Origin of the sequence: Anaerophaga thermohalophila DSM 12881, from assembly GCF_000191885.1 — a bacterium.
GTDB classification, from domain to species: Bacteria; Bacteroidota; Bacteroidia; order Bacteroidales; family Marinilabiliaceae; genus Anaerophaga; species Anaerophaga thermohalophila.
This window is the reverse complement of sequence record NZ_AEWI01000017.1, coordinates 1-17691: the sequence shown is the minus strand read 5'-3', so window position 1 is coordinate 17691 and position 17691 is coordinate 1. Positions and strand designations below refer to the sequence as shown.

15 protein-coding genes and 1 pseudogene are annotated in these 17691 nt (G+C 33.5%); all 16 read right to left on the bottom strand.

Annotation, left to right across the window (positions count from 1 at the left end; translation table 11 throughout):
• Nucleotides 1-315: 315 nt before the first annotated feature.
• On the bottom strand, nucleotides 316-1308 hold the full coding sequence (locus ATH1_RS0106740) for a radical SAM protein (RefSeq protein ID WP_010419271.1): 993 nt from the start codon (nucleotides 1306-1308) through the stop codon (nucleotides 316-318).
• A 1053-nt stretch (nucleotides 1309-2361) separates the two neighbouring features.
• Nucleotides 2362-3072: a WecB/TagA/CpsF family glycosyltransferase gene (locus ATH1_RS0106725; protein ID WP_010419262.1), complete on the bottom strand. Its 711-nt coding sequence runs from the start codon at nucleotides 3070-3072 to the stop codon at nucleotides 2362-2364.
• A gap of 3 nt (nucleotides 3073-3075) precedes the next feature.
• A complete protein-coding gene (locus ATH1_RS0106720; RefSeq protein ID WP_010419258.1) occupies nucleotides 3076-4173 on the bottom strand; it encodes a glycosyltransferase in 1098 nt (365 codons plus the stop codon).
• A 117-nt stretch (nucleotides 4174-4290) separates the two neighbouring features.
• Complete coding sequence (locus ATH1_RS19130; protein WP_010419254.1) at nucleotides 4291-5061, bottom strand: glycosyltransferase; 771 nt, start codon at nucleotides 5059-5061, stop codon at nucleotides 4291-4293.
• The gene (locus ATH1_RS19125) at nucleotides 5051-5962 is read right to left on the bottom strand and encodes a glycosyltransferase (protein ID WP_044115002.1); all 912 of its coding nucleotides are present in this window, start codon (nucleotides 5960-5962) and stop codon (nucleotides 5051-5053) included. The genes ATH1_RS19130 and ATH1_RS19125 overlap by 11 nt, the downstream gene beginning before the upstream one ends.
• Nucleotides 5931-7259 carry an O-antigen ligase family protein gene (locus ATH1_RS21090; RefSeq protein ID WP_010419251.1) on the bottom strand — a complete coding sequence of 443 codons (1329 nt, stop codon included), beginning with the start codon at nucleotides 7257-7259 and terminating at the stop codon, nucleotides 5931-5933. Before ATH1_RS21090 ends, ATH1_RS19125 begins: the two co-directional genes overlap by 32 nt.
• Entirely contained in the window at nucleotides 7259-8176 is a 918-nt protein-coding gene (locus ATH1_RS19120) for a glycosyltransferase family 2 protein (protein WP_010419250.1), read from the bottom strand. Before ATH1_RS19120 ends, ATH1_RS21090 begins: the two co-directional genes overlap by 1 nt.
• Nucleotides 8166-9290, bottom strand: a complete 1125-nt coding sequence (locus ATH1_RS0106695; RefSeq protein WP_010419248.1) for a polysaccharide pyruvyl transferase family protein — start codon at nucleotides 9288-9290, stop codon at nucleotides 8166-8168. The genes ATH1_RS19120 and ATH1_RS0106695 overlap by 11 nt, the downstream gene beginning before the upstream one ends.
• Nucleotides 9287-11029 carry a thiamine pyrophosphate-binding protein gene (locus ATH1_RS0106690; RefSeq protein ID WP_010419246.1) on the bottom strand — a complete coding sequence of 581 codons (1743 nt, stop codon included), beginning with the start codon at nucleotides 11027-11029 and terminating at the stop codon, nucleotides 9287-9289. The genes ATH1_RS0106695 and ATH1_RS0106690 overlap by 4 nt, the downstream gene beginning before the upstream one ends.
• Nucleotides 11026-12117 carry an NAD-dependent epimerase/dehydratase family protein gene (locus ATH1_RS0106685; protein ID WP_010419244.1) on the bottom strand — a complete coding sequence of 364 codons (1092 nt, stop codon included), beginning with the start codon at nucleotides 12115-12117 and terminating at the stop codon, nucleotides 11026-11028. Before ATH1_RS0106685 ends, ATH1_RS0106690 begins: the two co-directional genes overlap by 4 nt.
• Nucleotides 12118-12128: 11 nt before the next feature.
• A complete protein-coding gene (locus tag ATH1_RS0106680) occupies nucleotides 12129-13580 on the bottom strand; it encodes a lipopolysaccharide biosynthesis protein (RefSeq protein WP_010419243.1) in 1452 nt (483 codons plus the stop codon).
• 513 nt (nucleotides 13581-14093) lie between these two features.
• Nucleotides 14094-14684 (bottom strand): Panacea domain-containing protein, encoded by a 591-nt coding sequence (locus ATH1_RS20085; protein WP_010419237.1) that lies wholly within the window; start codon nucleotides 14682-14684, stop codon nucleotides 14094-14096.
• Between the two features lie 258 nt (nucleotides 14685-14942).
• Nucleotides 14943-15767: a nucleoside/nucleotide kinase family protein gene (locus ATH1_RS19110; protein WP_052306300.1), complete on the bottom strand. Its 825-nt coding sequence runs from the start codon at nucleotides 15765-15767 to the stop codon at nucleotides 14943-14945.
• Nucleotides 15768-16027: 260 nt separating this feature from the next.
• Nucleotides 16028-16423, bottom strand: a complete 396-nt coding sequence (locus tag ATH1_RS0106660) for a HEPN domain-containing protein (RefSeq protein ID WP_010419233.1) — start codon at nucleotides 16421-16423, stop codon at nucleotides 16028-16030.
• Nucleotides 16413-16739, bottom strand: coding sequence for a nucleotidyltransferase domain-containing protein (locus tag ATH1_RS0106655; RefSeq protein ID WP_010419231.1), 327 nt, complete (start codon nucleotides 16737-16739; stop codon nucleotides 16413-16415). The genes ATH1_RS0106660 and ATH1_RS0106655 overlap by 11 nt, the downstream gene beginning before the upstream one ends.
• 577 nt (nucleotides 16740-17316) lie before the next feature.
• Nucleotides 17317-17691, bottom strand: a pseudogene (locus ATH1_RS0106645) (type II toxin-antitoxin system antitoxin DNA ADP-ribosyl glycohydrolase DarG); the annotation flags it as partial.

The following is a 17691-nucleotide window of genomic DNA, read 5'->3' as shown; positions in this document are numbered from 1 at the left end:
CGAAGAATCTATCACTGTTGTAATGCTTTAACCTGGAAGAGATTCTTCGTCGTGCCTCCTCAGAATGACACCGGGATGATTGTCATTCTGAACAAAGAAATCCGCACCAGCAGTGATTGATCGGTCTTTGACCACTCAAAACATTTGTAGCGCCTGCCCTTTCGCTCACCCCCGGCCCCCTGAAGGGGGTATCCCGCCACACGATTACGGATATATTGAATTTTGGTGACTGGTCAAACTCAGGTTATGACTAATCCTCTACCTCTACCTCTACCTTAACCTTAACCTCAACCTCAACCTCAGCCTCAGCCTCTATCAATATTTAAGCGATCTCGTCATCCACCCTTCCCCGCTGCTTTTGCTGAAAAAAGACTTGATCAGTCGTGAGTTCCACCTGTCAGCACGCCGGAACTTCCGAAAATTAATGTTACTCCAGCTTATCCCTAATTGCCCGGCTGTTTTGGGCGAAATATAGGTATAGACCAGCTCTGCCAGATCGGCATCCCTGGTTGCTTCCCGGTAAGCGGCATCATCCCGGTTGGCCAGAAAAACAACACCATGCCGGCGACATGCTTCTTCAAGATATGACAGGACTTCATTGTATTTGGGCAAATCCGCTTCGGTGAATTGTTGACCGTACCTGCCCCCCAAATCCATTACCGGCCTCACTTGTAATACATCAACCGGATAACGGCCAAACACTTCAAAAAATGCTTTCAACTCATCCAGATTATCCCGGTTAGCGGTGTAATTGATTCGCAGCCGGGGGAGTTTATTTCCGGCATCCCGGGTTTCTTTTATTAAACCAAGAACTTCATGAAACTTTTCATAACCCGCACCGGTCATGAATTTTTCATAAGTGGCCTTCTTCACGCCATGGCACGACAGAATTATTTCATTTACACCGTACCCGCACATCACATCTATATCTTCGCGTGTTAAAAGTTGCCCGTTGGTCACCATGCTTACATCGGGCACTTTATACCTGCGGGCCAGGCGAAACAATTCCCGGTATCCCGGATGCTTTGTCGGCTCGGCCGCACATCCCACTACTAACTGAAAAGCCCGGGGAAACAATACCCGGGCTATATCTTCAAATTCCTCCGTATTCAACGCGCCCCTGTTTTTCTTTCTGTACTCCGCCGAACTATAATTACACATGCGGCACGCCAGATTACAACTTAACGACGGATCAATGCGAACCGACAAATGACGAAACCCCAGTTTCGATGCCACCAAAAGGCCCAGAAGTTTCAACTTCCGGCTTTTAATGCGCTTGTGGAGGCGAAGGAGGGTGTAGAAAGTCATGGGTCTAACTTGCAAAATTCAATTTTTCAGGTTTTTTGATTGTACCCGTAATTGCACTAATTTGGTCTTCCATACCACCAATAAATAAAATTCTATTATAAATAGAATCTGCTGATAAAGTCAGCAGCCTGTTTCAAATTTATTTACTATTGTTCTTTTTGGCATTGCCCCAAAAAGAACTAAAAAGGTCTAGTCCGCTTAAACCTATCTCCCCGCGAAAGTCAAAATTTCCGGCCATTGCGCAGGGCCATGAAAGTCGCCCATTTTGGCTTCCCCCCATCCGCCGGCCCGGAAAGCGGACAGGCCACCCCGCCTTTTAAATAGTTAAAGTCGGTCATTATTATGACATTATTTTGAACAGTTATAGGTTGACAATTAACAGTGAGTGAGGTCTAAAAAGCATCTTTGTTGACAAACTCTTTGTTGTTTTAAATTTTTGCATCCTCATTAACAACGGGTTATTTTATCATATTTTGTCGTGTGAGACGACTGTTTGTAATCCCCTCGATCGAAATCGAGGAGCAGAGATTAGTCTAAATTATTGGTTTTATGAAACTCGCATGAAGAACTTTTTTATTGTGGCAAACTTTGCTATGCTCGCTATTTTATAATCTTTGTCATGCTCGTTTCATAAATAAAGAACTAAAATTTCCCTTGTAAAGCCTTAAAATGGATTTTCTATATCCTTTAAAGCCTTTAGTTGTTTCTTTTATTCTACTCCCCATTATTTGCGCCACCTTTTGCAACGTTTCGTATTTTGGGAACATGTTACAATATTGAATCATGCCTAAGGGCAAGTGTGTTTATGTTTTGAGGTGCATGTTTATTTTTTTGTTTTTTTGTTATGTGGGTTTAACAAACCCATGCTCCATTGTTTAGTATCATCTCGAACTTAGAAAGAATCTAAGTTAAATTTGCGGATTAATGGAATGATGGGGTAATGGGTTATTGTATTGGGTTGATGGGAAAAGTATTTGTTCTGATATTGGATTATAAATCCCTTGCTATAGATGCGCGAGTTGCAAATACGTACCAGGGGAGTATATAAGCATTTTATTTTTTAAAAAACTTCTCACGACATACATAGTAAACAAACTTTATATTGCCTATTAAATACCTGTACCACAGCCGCTTGGGCTCTTTTGCAAAACGATAAAACCATTCCATACCATATTTAATCATCCATTTTGGTGCGCGTTTTACTGTGCCAGCATAAAAATCAAAAACAGCACCAATGCAACATACATGGCCAGTTTTTAATTGTTTGAAATGTTTGTATGCCCATTTCTCCTGTTTCGGTGCGGTCATGCCTATAAAAAGGACATCGGGTTGAAAGGTATTAACAGCCATGATCATGGTGGCATTTTCTTCTTCCAAAAATTCCTGTTTGTAGGGTGGGGAGTAACTTCCCAATTCTACATTGGGAAAATCCTTGTGTGCTCTTTCTTTAATTTTTAATAATGTTTCTTCGGTACTCCCAAGGAAAAAAACTTTGCCTCCGCTTTTTTGCAAACGTTCCATCTCATAATAGAATAAATCTTCCCCCGCAATTTTAGTAAGCTTTTGTCCGGTTAACCAACGTATGGCCAATACGACACCAATGCCGTCGGGGATTAATGCATCACTGTTTTGAAGGGCGTTGGTAAATTCTGCATCTTTTAAGCTTGTATTGTATGAATGGGCATTGATCGTATTGATTAATAACTTATTTGGGCTTAGACCGCTAAGAGCCTGATCGTATATTTTATAATCTCCAAGATACATATGCTACTTCTCTAAAACTTTATTGAGGATATTGACAAGATTTTTTTCAAAAATTTCGAGAGTAAACTCTTTTTCATATTTCTTCCGCCCAGCGAGCCCCATTTTTTTTCTTAATTGAGGATTTAGTATAAGTTTTTCAAGCTTTTCAGCTAAGGCCTCTGTATCTTTTGGCTGTACAAGGAAGCCAGTAACATTATTTTCTACCACATCTGGAATACCTCCTTCCCAAGTTGAAATAACGGGTAATGCAAATTGCATAGCTTCTAAGTTTACCAAACCAAAAGTCTCATGATAAGTTGGAAAGACAAAGATGTCAGATTCCATGAAGGCCTTATTTTTATCTTCATTAAATTTTTCTCCTAAATATTTAACTTGATTTGAAATTTCAAGACGGTTTACTTTATCTTGAAATTGTTGAAATGTTATATCACCTTCTGCTCCAATAAAGTCACATTGAAATGAGATTCCTCTTTGTTTCACTATTGCTAATGCATCTAAAAGGTTATATACTCCTTTTGATTCAATCAGATTTGAAAGAAATAGAATTCTTACATTTTCAGTTAAGTATATTTCTTTATTCTTGACTGAATTAATTTCAGGTATTCCATTTGGACAGATGTAAACATTTTCTCTTGCCACAAAATCCTGAATATCGGCAAAAAGATGTTTTGAAAGTAGGATTACATCAGAACTATGGAACACATAACGATAGAAAACAGCATGGATAAAGCTATTTTGTTTTTGACGAATACCTTTATTATGTAAATGATATATTCTTTTAACTCGGAAGATTTTAAGTAGGAATACTAAAAAAACATCACGGTAAAATGCGAATCCTGTGGTTGTAAGTGCAAAATAGCAAATATCCGGTCTTTGCTTTATCAATTTAACCAATAAGCGAAACCATATTACAATAAAACCAATCGCTTTATTAAGACTTGGTTTGCCGCTTGCTGCAGTATTTTTCGATGCTAATAAATTTAAATATTGCGAATTAAAACTTCCATTTATGATTTTACTTTCAAAAATAAACTTACCAACCATAGATGAACCATGAACTGGGGGGGGAAGGTGAAGAAGAAATAGAACTTTTTTTGTCATGATTTTAGTCTATCCAGTAATCTGTTTTTAAAAGAAAACTTGTTACGAAACTCTTTTATAAGATTTTCATCCAACTGAGGGTCTTGATCAAAATCGAAAATTATTTGTGATCCTATGTCAAGAGATGTGTTGAAACGATTTTGTTTTTTTTGTATGCGTTGCACTTTCACCGAAACCAATATTTATAACCTTTGACTTTGTTGGATATACCGTTAGTTTATCCTTTTTAAATTGATCAAATCCCAAACGAATCGCCCATGAATCAATCTTACCTTGCATTTGCTTCCATAGCATATAAGGCATATCTGATCCTCCACGCATAAATTTATAGTGGAAAATGGGATTATAAAGTGTCTTTTGCCAACCCGAAGCAGACCAATCAATTTTTTCCCATCTATCTTTCCATGTTCCCCATCCCCATGATGAATTCCTATAGCCAAGGTAATAATCCTTGTCAGTATTGTCTAAAGAAGGTAAATTCATTGTGAAGCCAGAAATACTGAAAATATTCATATTATACTCGTAGTAATCCAAAGCCTGATTCATATATTCAAGAAAATTTCGCGAAGTAATTAAATCATCTTCCAATACAATCACCTTTCCATATTTTTCTATTATTTCAGTTACCCCAGCAATGATAGAATTCGCAAGTCCTTTATTCTCCTTGGCTTCATTTATTGTTACTCGATTAAAACCTGTAATGATATTTAAATAATCTCGTACTGTGTCAACTTTTATTGCATCCCTTTCATTTTTGGAACCATCAGAAAATACAAATAGTTCACTTTCATTAGCCAATAAATTAGACTGAAGAGCCTCCACCGTTTGTTTAGTTTCTTCTAAACGGTTGTATGTAAATAAGCAGATGGGTGCTAAATTATTTCTCATAAACTGCGGTGTTAAACTTCTTGACCAACAGACTACATAAATTCATTTTTTCGTTTTTTGAAAATCGCTTATCTACTAAAATCCATGGTAACCAGGTAAAAAACTGAATAACCACAAATAAAAAGTAATAAAGCTTACTATAATGTTTATGTATGTACCGTAATGTTCCTTCTTCTAAGCAGTATATGGTTGAATACTTTAATTGTTTACCATTCTTATTACTGCTGCCTCCTTCTAAATGAATAATTAAAGGACCTGGTATTATCCTTCTTAAATAGTTCTTGTCTGCTATTCTTTTTTGGAGTTCTACTTCCTCAACATAAAGGAAAAAACTGGTGTCAAAACCATTTAAATTAGTAAATAATTCTTTTTTCATAAACATGTCTGCCCCTAATACTCCGTCAACATCATAAGGTGCTTTAGTATCAACTATACGCTTGGGAAGATTTATATTAAGTTTTTTACATAAAATATTAAAAGAAAATTTTAAATGGTTTTTTATGCTTTTAAAATTCACATAAGTTAAACCTTGAGCACCATCTGAATCCAATAAATTACATCCAATGACACCAACATTGTCTTTTGTTGATTCCATGTAATCATAAAATAATTTAACAGCGTTGTTCAATAAGATTGTATCTGGATTTAAAAGTAGAATATATTTGCCAATGGCATTTTTAACACCTAAATTATTCCCCCCACCAAAACCTAAGTTTTTTCTAGATTCAATAAGTTTTATACCTTTCAATTTCTTGAAATATTGTACTGAATCGTCTGTAGAATTGTTATCGACTAAAACAATTTCATAAGTAATATCTTTTGTATGCTTTATTATGCTGTTAATACATTCAATCGTAAGCTTTTTTGTGTTATAATTTACAATTATTATAGATACCTGCATTTTTTAAAGCTATTTGGTGTGTTTTTAATAATATTGAATAAAGTACAATATACATAAATGTCATGTCCATAAAGCCAGTCGCAAGTATAAAAAACACATAACCAACGGTTAGAGAATTGAGGATAATTGATGATTTGCAACTATATATTTTTCGAATTTGATTGTTTTTATGGTAAATATAATAAAAAAGGCCAAACCATAAAAAAGTACCAAGTATTCCATAGTTAAGATATAACTGGAATAAGGCACTTTCTGCTCCAAGTATCCGAGGGTCTTTGGGATGATTGTCAAAATATGTAGGACCCAAACCAACCAAAATTCTGTAGACCGGAACAGATTCAATCACAGCTTCTAACTGCTGAATTCTTAGTTCTGCTGATGATCCTTTTACCTCTGCTTGTTGAGCGTATTCATCATTCCAGAAAAATACAGTTGAAAGTACATAATTACTTATTTGTTTATTAGCCGAAACACCTACCATCAAAAATAATATCGTAATGGCAATCATCTTTATTTTTCCACCAATTTTTTGAAACAAAAAAAGATAAAATACCCCAAAGATCAAAATCATTAATACTGATCTAGATCCACTTAAAAAACCAGTTAAGGCAAATAAAATAAATGACAAAAAATAAACTAACTTATTCTTTGTTTTACTTAAAATGTAGTATAAAGTCCAAATAGCAAATAGCATCATATATCCACCGAAAGTAATTGTGTGGAATAAAGTTGACTGAACTCTTGCAGAAAAGCCAAACCTTTGTTCCTCATAAGTGAAAAAGCGTTGATCTGGATATTGGAATGATAAAACGGTAATATAGGGATTAAAGCCTGTTATATAATTAAAAAGACCATAGCCAGCAACCAAGATACCTATAATTAAAAGAGCTTTCCGATACTTTTTAACTGTTTTCTCATTTTTACTTTCATTCAATATTATTATGCCTAAAATGAAACTATAAATAAAATCTTTGAGAGTAAAAGCGAGACTCCTGAAATTATTCACTCCCAAAAGACTTATTATTGAAAGGAGAAAAAAAAGTGTAATAATTTTCATTGAAATGAAATTGTACGGCGTTGTACGAGGGGTTAATATATACCTTGCTAAAATATAAGCGAAACCAATTAATAAAAATGTTATTGTGGCCAATGAAAGAGGCCCTACTCTAACATAAAAAGGTATAAATAACCTAACGGTTATACCTAAAATCACAAGGTTTTCATATTTCTTACGAAAAGAAAATACAGTGATTAATACAAGAATTAAAATTAATAATTGCTTAAACAAAGTATCCATTAAATATACTTTTGGAGTCGAAGCAAAAATTGGTTATAACCATGTAATAAAGTCTTAAACAACATTGGCAAGAATGCCTTATCTTTTTTTAAAAGTGAAAAATATGTACTAAAGAAGCTAAAAACATTTATTTTTAATAGTATCCACAACCATTGTTTTGTAAAAGGTTCTTCATAGTTAATGTTATTCAATTTGAGGAATAAGTATACCCTAGATGAAATTTCTATTCTTATTTTTAATTTTTCAATGTCTTGTTCGCTATTCGTTAAAGAATCATTTCTATGTGTTACAACATAAAGAGAATTGGATTCAACTTCTATTATATTAGCGTGGTATCCAATTAATACTGAAAACCAATAATCATTTGAAACGCTCGTTTCATCAAAGGTAATTTTGTTGTGAACAATTAAGTTTGTTTTGATTAACTTAGCCCATGGTTCAGTAAAACCGTACCTTAAATCGTTCTCATTTTTCAGATTAGCCCTCAAGTTGTATTTTTCTATAAAACCTTTAAGTTTTTTATCCCGATTTGCTTCTTTTTTGATATTACTACTGTAAACACTATCGACAGCGAAATAAACTACATCAGCTTTTGAGGCTATATATTTATTAATTAATTCCTCAAATTTATTGGTAAAAAAATCATCAGCATCTGCAAACAATATCCATTCACCTTGAACAAAGTTCAAACCGATATTTCTAGCACGACCTGCTCCACCTGACTTTTTATTAAATACTACTTGTGTATTTTTTCTATTAATCCCAGGGAATTTATTAAAATTAACAATATTTGAATCACTATTATCATCTACAATAATAACCTGAATGTATTCTTTTTCAGGAATGGTGCTTAAACATCTCTCAAGTAAATTTGAAGAGTTTTTGTGTGGTATTATTATAGATATTTTAGTTGACATTCTTTACTTGATTAATTGATTTAATTAGTTCATCGCGTCCGAATTTTATTTGATCACACAGATTATTGTAGATTGAATCATAATCAACATCTGCTGGCAAAAAAGTAAGGTCTGTAGATGTTAAATATCTATTTTGCAAATTTGAATTATACAACAATGTTTTGACCCGACTGTCGTGATTTCCTAATCCAAGAACAAAAAATTGCTTTTGGAATATTATTGAAAAAGCGGTACCATGAAAAGATGTTGTAACAATGTATTTCGCATTTAATAAATAATTCAGAAACTCTGTTGGACTAGCGCTTTGCTTATGGTTTAAGCTAAAATCTAAAGCATGAACGGATCGCTTTATTGTAATAATCTTTAAACCATATTTTTTGCTAAGCTTTTTTGTAAATTGTTGTGCTTCTTTTGATTCTAATACTTCGTAGTAAAAAATATAAGGCTTACTAGTTTCTTCTTGTTTTAAATCTAATGCTTTAATCCAGTCCAATTTATTTAAGAGGAAGACTGGATCCAAAACAATTTTAGAATTAATACCTAACTGTTGAAATAGGTTGCATAGGTCATTTTCTCGCAATAAAATAGTTGAAAATTGGGAGAGTAATTTTTTTATTTTATTTAATTCAGTTTCTGATGAATTAATTATCCCCATACTTGCAGCAAAAGCAATTTTGGTGCAGTTGTCAAGATTTTCCCCCATATAGGTATAGTCATGTCCTTTAAAATCATTTAGTTCATATTTTCTCCATATTTGATCACTGCCAAATATAATGATATTGTAATTATCTTTTATTGAAGATGTCTTCTTAAATTTAACAGTATTATTTAAGCCCAAGTGTTTATTCAAAAAAAATTGAAAGGCATTTTTTCTTTTCTTATCTCTTCTATAACCTAAAATAAAAGATATAATGTATTTTAATTTCTTAGTGAATTTAAGATTTTTATATGTCTTAATATTAAACTGGTCATACATATTTGAATGATATTCAGGCCAGTAGTCAATGATTTCCGCTTTATACCCGTTTTGATTTAGAAACTTATATGTTGCAGTTGCTTGAAGAACTGCTCCATAATTGATTGACCTGTGAAATGTTAGTATCCCAATTCTCATTTGCCAATCACTCTTTTAAGTGTATTAGTACCCTTATCTCCAAGTACATTTTTAGCAAATTGTTTCGCTTTGCCTTTTATACTTTCTTCAATGTTCAATATTGCTTTTAAAGCAAGGCTTTCGTCTTCACTATTAGTAAAAACTTCAAACAGTATTGGTTTTTCTGTAATTTCCGGATTCAGAAATTGTTTATACACCTGTTCAAACTCTTCTTTATTTCCAGCACTTAAATATTCAAATCCTAAATCTTCAGAAAAATGCTTTATAAGTATTTTTGATTTATTACCAAAATGACGGGCTGCTGCAATGAATTCATCGGCATGTTCCCCATGTTGGGCAGCAATATGGGTAAACTGCCTGAATTCCGTACCTTTCCCATTATTAACCAGTAATATTCTTAAATTATTCCCAATATGGCGGTTCCCTATTACATTCATGTCGTAGAAAAAAGCTAAATCACCAAAAATTCCAAAAAAAAGCTTGTCTTTATCGGAAAGCGACGCACCAACTAAAGCTGATAGATTACCATCTATTCCAAATCCACCAACATTAGAAAACGAAGTAACACTATCCGGCAATTCAAAAAAATTCCAAGAACGCAGACTGTTCAATATTCCAAAATGAACTGTTGAACTTCTCGGGATTTGATGAGCCATTTTAGACGCTATCCAAATGTTCGAAAACGCCAATTCAGGTATTCTTCTGTAAAGAGAATCCAAATGTTTTTTACAAGAATCGAAATAACTAATCGAATTATTAGAGTTGTTATCGGAATAATGTTCAAAAAAATATAGTTCAGACATTTCAAAAACATAAGTGAGTTTTTTAAAAGTATCTTTAATTTCACCATCTTCACTTACCCGCCATACTTGTTTGCCAATCATTTTCAGACTGTAATAATCCCCAGTAACTTCACCGATATGTATTATCAAATCTGGGTAATTGAAAGAAACGTTGCCGTTTTGTTGACCTGCAGCCAAGGCATATAAAACTCTGAATTTCCCTTTATAGCTGCTGGTATGATCACAAAAAACTATTGCATTGTTTGATGCACAAAAATTATCAATAGAATCAGTTTCCTCCTTTGAAAATGATTTATGAGCACCGATGAATATAGCAATTTTCCCTTCTGGTAAGTCTGGAAATTTATCGAAATAAGTAATTCGTTGAATATTTCTAACGCTTGGTAATTCTTTTACATCAAACGATCTGTTATAAGTAGTGGGAAGATTTATGTGCACAGGTCCTCCGCCATGATGCTTTAGTTCAAGAATCGCCTTATTAACTTTAATTTCACAATCCCAAAAATCTTCATCATCTCTTATAATTGGAAGATTAACACTCAATTTAACAACATCCTTTGGCAACACGCTTCTATCAATTATTTGGGCAATGTTATGCCCAACTTTTGAAGAACTTTGAGCGGAAGTAATTGAGAGTACGGGCAATTTTCTATAATATGCTTCGGTTAGTCCGGATAAATAATTCCTGGAAGCAGTAGCACCAGTGCAACTAATAACCACGGGCTCTCCTGATGCGGCAGCTAGACCACAAGCCATATAAGCAGCAGAACGTTCATCTACAGATGAATACATTTCAAAAAATGAATCATTTTGCATGCTAACAACCAAGTTGATATTTTTGGTGCCCGGTGAAGCAATAACTTTCTTAATTCCATGTTTTTTCAATAATGAAAGTATTATCTGCACATTTTTCTCATCAGAATAATAGGATGTCATTTTCTTTTGATTTTAAGTTTATTAATTATCTCAACTGGGAAATATCTATAAAGAAAATACTTGTTTTTTTGTTTAAGTTCTTCTATTTCATTTAGCGGGGTTCTTTCTTTGGTTTGTCTATCTTTTAATGCTTCCAACTTCCAGTTAATATTTTTAAAGTTTGGATTTTGTAAAAACACATTTAAACATTTTTCCAATCCATCTCCTATTGTCAAAAATGATTTTGTATTAACAAACTTATTAATTTTCGAATTTTCAAATTGTCTGTCATATAATCTGTCATATTCAATTTGATACTTAGCAGGATGAATTTCAGCAAATTTATTCATATTCTGCAATAAAACCTTAGGTCTAAAACCTAAAGTTTTTTCTAAAATTGTTGTATATGTTTGCAATATTTCGCCCCAAGTGTGAGAATCATTAGCGGTAATATGAAATTTCTTACCTAAAGCATTATTGTTACCAATTAAAGCAAAGATACCTTTTGAAACATCTCCTCCATAAGTTAATGTTGTTTGTTTTGAAATCATGTCTTTAGAGAAAACTATCGTTCTTCTTTTTAATGCCCGATATAACCACTCTTCCTTTTCCAGCACACCCAGTTGAAATCTATTTTCACTGTATGTTATATATGGCCTTATAATAGTCCAATTGTTTAACCCTGAATTCATTAAAATATTTTCTTGTCTTGCTTTACTAAGTGAGTATTCGTCAGTTGCAAGAAAATTTGTATCTTCAGAAACATCTAATAAGCGATTAGAGTCTTCATTAATCGGGTTCTCAGAATTGGCATAAACTCTTGCAGAACTTAGAAAGATATATTGGTTTGTTGCGTTTAATAACAGACTGGCCCGTTCTTCAAATTCATTTGTTTTATATATCATAAAATCAATAATAGCATCCCATCTTTCTTGTAGTAATTTTTTTACAAAACTACTTTCTTTAGCATTACCCTGAATATATGTTAAATTTTTCCCAGATTTAATCTTTTTGCGTGTAGTTACGAATGTATTTATTTCGTTTATTGTAAGCAATTTTACTAAATGAATACCCATTGCCCCTGTACCGCCTAATACTAAAACATTCATATATATATATATTATTCAGCTTTTAAATAGCCTTTTATCCCTTGTTTAATAATTTGCCTATTCTCTTGTCGGCTGAAAAATAATAAACTAAAAGAAATGGCGGCTATTACAAACTTTATTAAGAGTGAATAGTAAATATTCATACTATTATATTTGTCAAAAAAATAGAGTGGTGGTATCATTATTATACTCATAAACAATGGGAATATAATGCTTTTAAAAAAATGAGAAACTGACTTTTTTAATGCAACATGAATTAACATATAGTATACAATAAAAAAGTTTATTGTAAAACCTGTAATAATCCCATAACCCACAAATACAATATTATTTCCAACAAATATTCCTATTGATATACAGCTTAATAAAATAAACGAACTGATTAGCCCATAATAAAATAGAAGCTCAGTTCGATTTATCGACAAAAAAACAGAACCTGCACTTGAATAAATCAATTGAATTCCTATGATGAGAGCTAAAAGCTTAAAAACAGGAATACTTGCATCCCATTGTGGCCCATAAATTATATTAATAATTTCATGTGCTGAAAAAAACAAAAATATTGAAAGTGGAAACCCAATAGTAGCAAGGAATTTTACGACTTTACTATAAGTGTTATATACTATATCTCTATTATCTTGATATTTAGATAACACCGGCATCATTACCGGTGTAATAACGTGTGTTAAGTTTTGTACCGGCATCATCATTAACCGATATGCTTTGTCGTAAAATCCGAGTGAAGTAGACCCTAAAAATTTACCAACAAGCAAATTGTCTCCATTTCGCGAGAAATAATTAATAAAATTAAATCCAAAATTGAAAATTGAAAATCTTATAATCTTGTTTATTGAACTCCAATCGATTTTAAAAATAATTTTAATTGGTGTCAAAAAATAAAAAACAACAAATAAAAAGCATCCATTAAGTATACTCCTAACAACCAATGCATAATAGCTAAAATCTTTGTAAGCCAAAATTATTGCTATTATGCCTGTGGTTAGTTGTGTTGTAACTGATATAAGACCAATACGTTTAAATCTTAATGCTTTTTCGAGAAGTGCTTTCGGAACAGCTTGAAGTGTATGAAACAAAACTGCAAGAGATAAAAATTTTGAAACTTTAATTAATTCATCTTCACTATAAAATTTAGCAATTAACGGCGCTGAAAAATAAAAAAGCGTAGCTAAAAGCAATGCAAAAAATATTGAAAAAATAAAGATTGATTGAATATCGTATTCCGTTAATTGTTGATTCTGAACAACTGCTTTACCTATTCCAAAATCCCCCAATAAATTAAAAAAAATAATAAAAACAGTAACGAGAGCAACAATTCCAAACTCTTGCGGAGTTAATAATCTGGCAAGTATAGCTCCAATAACAACTGAAAGGACAATATTGCTATATTTAGCTATGGCTGAATAGAAAATTCCAGATGTAAGTGATTTACGGATAGATGCCATTAATAATCTTGTTGAAACGATAGTCCAACGTAGGGTACTATCTTATTATAATTATTTTTTAAAATTAATATTAGTTTTACTTCATAATTTTAAGAATATCTCTTCAATTTTCTGGCATCTATAGTTTTTTGCCTTTTTGTCTTTTGACCATCTGTTTTAACCATTCTTCCTGTTGTTCAGCTTCCCAAACACTGATACTATCATTTTTTCACCAGTATAAAATTAGTCTAAATTATTGGTCTGATGGAAATAGCATGAATGAGTTTTATACATGTTCTTTTGTGACAATTTTGTCATGCTCGTTTCATAAGGAAGATTGTTGAGTTCGATGAATCTGGCTCTTTTTTCAAATTGACTGGTGCAACAGGTTAATATCAAAAAATCGTTATTTGGTATGGCTATCAGGATATGAAAATGAGGAACATCAGAGTTTATTTGATTATTTTTGAAAAAATAAATTTTCCCCGGACAAAGATTTTCTTCAAAAAAATGGTTGCCTATATTTACCATGGTTTAAAAACAGAGTTCTTGGGCATTTTGAATATACATCTCTTTTGTGATCTCCCTAAGTTCATCCGTTTGGTCAAAGACATTGGTGTTTTTTTCATCAGGGTCGGCAAAGAAATCCTCGTATTTCATCTGAAATCGGGTGCCTTGTTTTTGTTCAATGGCATTTTGGTATTTCTTCCATTCCGGATAGAGGTGTGATAAATCAGCCAATTTAAACTGATCAAGGTCTCCAAACTCATCATATACTTTATTAATGGCTTCCAGGTCTGTTTTTGAAAATGGTTTAAAATCAGGCTCTGCTGCAGATGAATAGTTATATTGATCAATTATGTTTAGGAAACTGTTGCGATACTCCCGTTCTTCTTCAGAAAGAAAGTCGCTTTCTTCAGCCATATCTTTAGTATTGGAAGGCACCGGGCCATAAGGCATAGCGTAGTAAATATCCATGGTTACAGGACGACCATACAACCGGATGTGCAGACGATCAGCCAGCCAAATAAGCTTAAGGGCCTTCATTTTATTAATGGTTCCACCCTCTTTTATGGCCATTATATTCAGAGCCTGAACAGCTTTTTTATGGTTGAATTCAAACATATTGTGAACGTAAATTTTATTGTAATTTATTTATGAGCCAGGTCTAAAAAGCATCTTTGTTGTCAAACTCTGTTTTAAATTTTTGCATCCTCATTAGCAACAAGTTAACTCCGGTACAAAAATTTAAACCGCTTTGCTTCTGATAAAAATATGCTTTTTATACCGCACTCATTGATATATTTTCTTTTTCTTTTCCTCTTTTGTGAAGGATTGATTGATAATAAATTGTTCGTGGCATAAAATATTTTTCTCTCAACTTCATCCTTCCTGCTTGCTATAAAAAAAATCATTTAACCGCATATTAGCCACTTCAATATGATAGGGTTTCATCAGTTCCTTTTTTCGGTTTGTCCAGTTGCCAATTTCTTTGACGATAGTATCGGAGTTATTAATTCCTTTTTGTTGACGGATAAAATCGACAGTTGCTAACAGTTCCAGTCCATAGGGCGATTCAAACCCGTCTATAAGCTGTTTAAAAGAATTAAGTCGTTCTTTTTGTTCACAGGTAAGGTTGTTTTTGCAATATTCCTCTATTTTTTCGGCATAACAGAGTTTAACGATTGTCCCCGGGGCCGTTTCTTCATGTTTAAACTGACAATAAAAGCCGTTTAAGTATTTCAATAAATGTTGCAATTGATGCGAGTAAGGGCCATAAAAACCTTTTTCGAATGTTAAATTGAGGGGTTCACCAAGTTTTTGCAGGAAATATGCTAATTTTTGAGCCACCAAAAGGTTTGCGGAATACCCCAATACCAGGTAACTGTTTAGCGCACTCAGTAACATTGCTCTTGCTGGCGTAAGGTTAACAATCTTTTTTTTTGGCATAGACTGGTTGTTATACCCTGGTTCAAAAATATATATGTCCGTTTCGTTTTTAATGATATTCACATTGTCCAAAATAATTGTTTTCACAACATTCCAGTCAAGTCCGCCGTTACCGCTGCCCAAGGGAGGAGAAGTGTGGATAACCAAATCCGGGTTTTCCGGTGCTTCGAACGGAGCGGAAATTCCTGCAAGATAAGGTTTTCGGGTTTCTTGTTTTTGGGTTTCTGGTTGTTGAGTTTCTGGTTCCTGGTTGCTCAACCTCAACCTCAACCTTAACCTTAGCCTCTATTGATAATTGTAAAAATCTGTGTTATCTGTGTCATCTGTGGTGAATCCTCAACCTCAACCTGAGTATGTGCTAATTGCCGGGTGCTGCGCGCCGGCGTTCCCCCTTTAGGGGGTCAGGGGGTGCGGGTAAGGGGTTTTCGGGTTTCGGGTTTTGGGGTTACTGGTTGCTAAACCTTAGCCTCAACCTCAACCTTAGCCTTTATCGGTAATTTTCAATTTATAGCGAACTGCTAACCAAAGCATTCAATATAAAGTAGAATTTGATTGTAAACATTTTCTGCAATTTTTATAGAATGTTGTACTTCATCCATAGATGGAAGAAAATATTTTGGCCCAGGATAGCGCTGGGTTTCATAATAATCACTAATCATTATTACATCGTCGATGGAAATATTCTTTAATTCAACAGTCTTTTGAACAAAATTATATAATACTTGTAATGAATGCGTTTTAGGTATTTTTTCACCATGAAAGGCAAAAAGAGCTTTAAATGATTTTTCCAGAACTTGCTGAATCTCAAAAGCAATAATATCGGTAAAATGGTTTTCCCGAATTAATAATCGCGCTGTTTCGAGATTTCTTCCGGCAAGTGTCATCCATTCTTTAGCATAAGTTTTATTGCCCATAAAGCACTTTTCCTTTATTCAATATTTCATCATAAAACAGGTCTCCCAAAGCAATTCTGTTTTTTACTCTATCTTCGCTGTCAACAATAACATCAAAAGCACAATTCTCATTATTAAATTTCTTCCAAAGCTCTTTTTTAAGTTCAATTCGAAAATTTCGCACATCGCATTCCGGGATATTTTTTATTGCCAATAAATCAATATCACTGTCTTCCGAAGGATGGCCGTAAGCATAAGATCCAAAAAGAATAGCTTTTTCCACACCTTGTTTCTTTAATACTTCTGTAATTCCAGGTATGATGTGATTGATATTCATCAGTATATAATTTATTTATTAAGGTCAGATAGAACTCGCATGCAAGAACTTATACATGTTCTTTTGTGACAAACCTTTTCATGCTCGTCTCAATTGTTCTTTTTGGCATTGCCCCAAAAAGAACCAAAAAGGTCTGGTCCGCTTAAACCTGGCTGCCCGCGAAAGCCAAAATTTCCGGCCATTGCGCAAGGCCTTGAACGTCGCCCATTTTGGCTTCCCGCCATCCGCCGGCCCGGAAAGCGGACAGGCCACCGCGCCTTTTTAATGGTTAAAACCGTTCATTGTTGTGACATTCTTTTGAATAGCGATCTATTGACACTCAACATTTACAGGTGCAAACATTTTTAAAGATTGAACCCAGGTCTAAAAAGCATCTTTGTTGTCAAACTCTGTTTTAAATTTTTGCATCCTCATTAACAACAAGTTAACTCCGGTACAAAAATTTAAAACGCCTTGATTCTGATAAAAATATGCTTTTTATACCGCACTCATTGATGTATTTTCTTTTTCTTTTTCTATTTTGTGGAAGATTGATTGATAATAAATTGTTCATGGCATAAAATATTTTCTCTCAACTTCATCCTTCCTGCTTGCTATAAAAAAAATCATTTAACCGTCTATTAGCCACTTCAATATGATAGGGTTTCATCAGTTCCTTTTTTCGGTTTGTCCAGTTGCCAATTTCTTTGACGATAGTATCGGAGTTATTAATTCCTTTTTGTTGACGGATAAAATCGACAGTTGCTAACAGTTCCAGTCCATAGGGCGATTCAAACCCGTCTATAAGCTGTTTAAAAGAATTAAGTCGTTCTTTTTGTTCGTAGGTAAGGTTGTTTTTGCAATATTCCTCTATCTTTTCGGCATAACAGAGTTTAACGATTGTCCCCGGGGCCGTTTCTTCATGTTTAAACTGCAAATAAAAGCCGTTTAAGTATTTCAATAAATGTTGCAA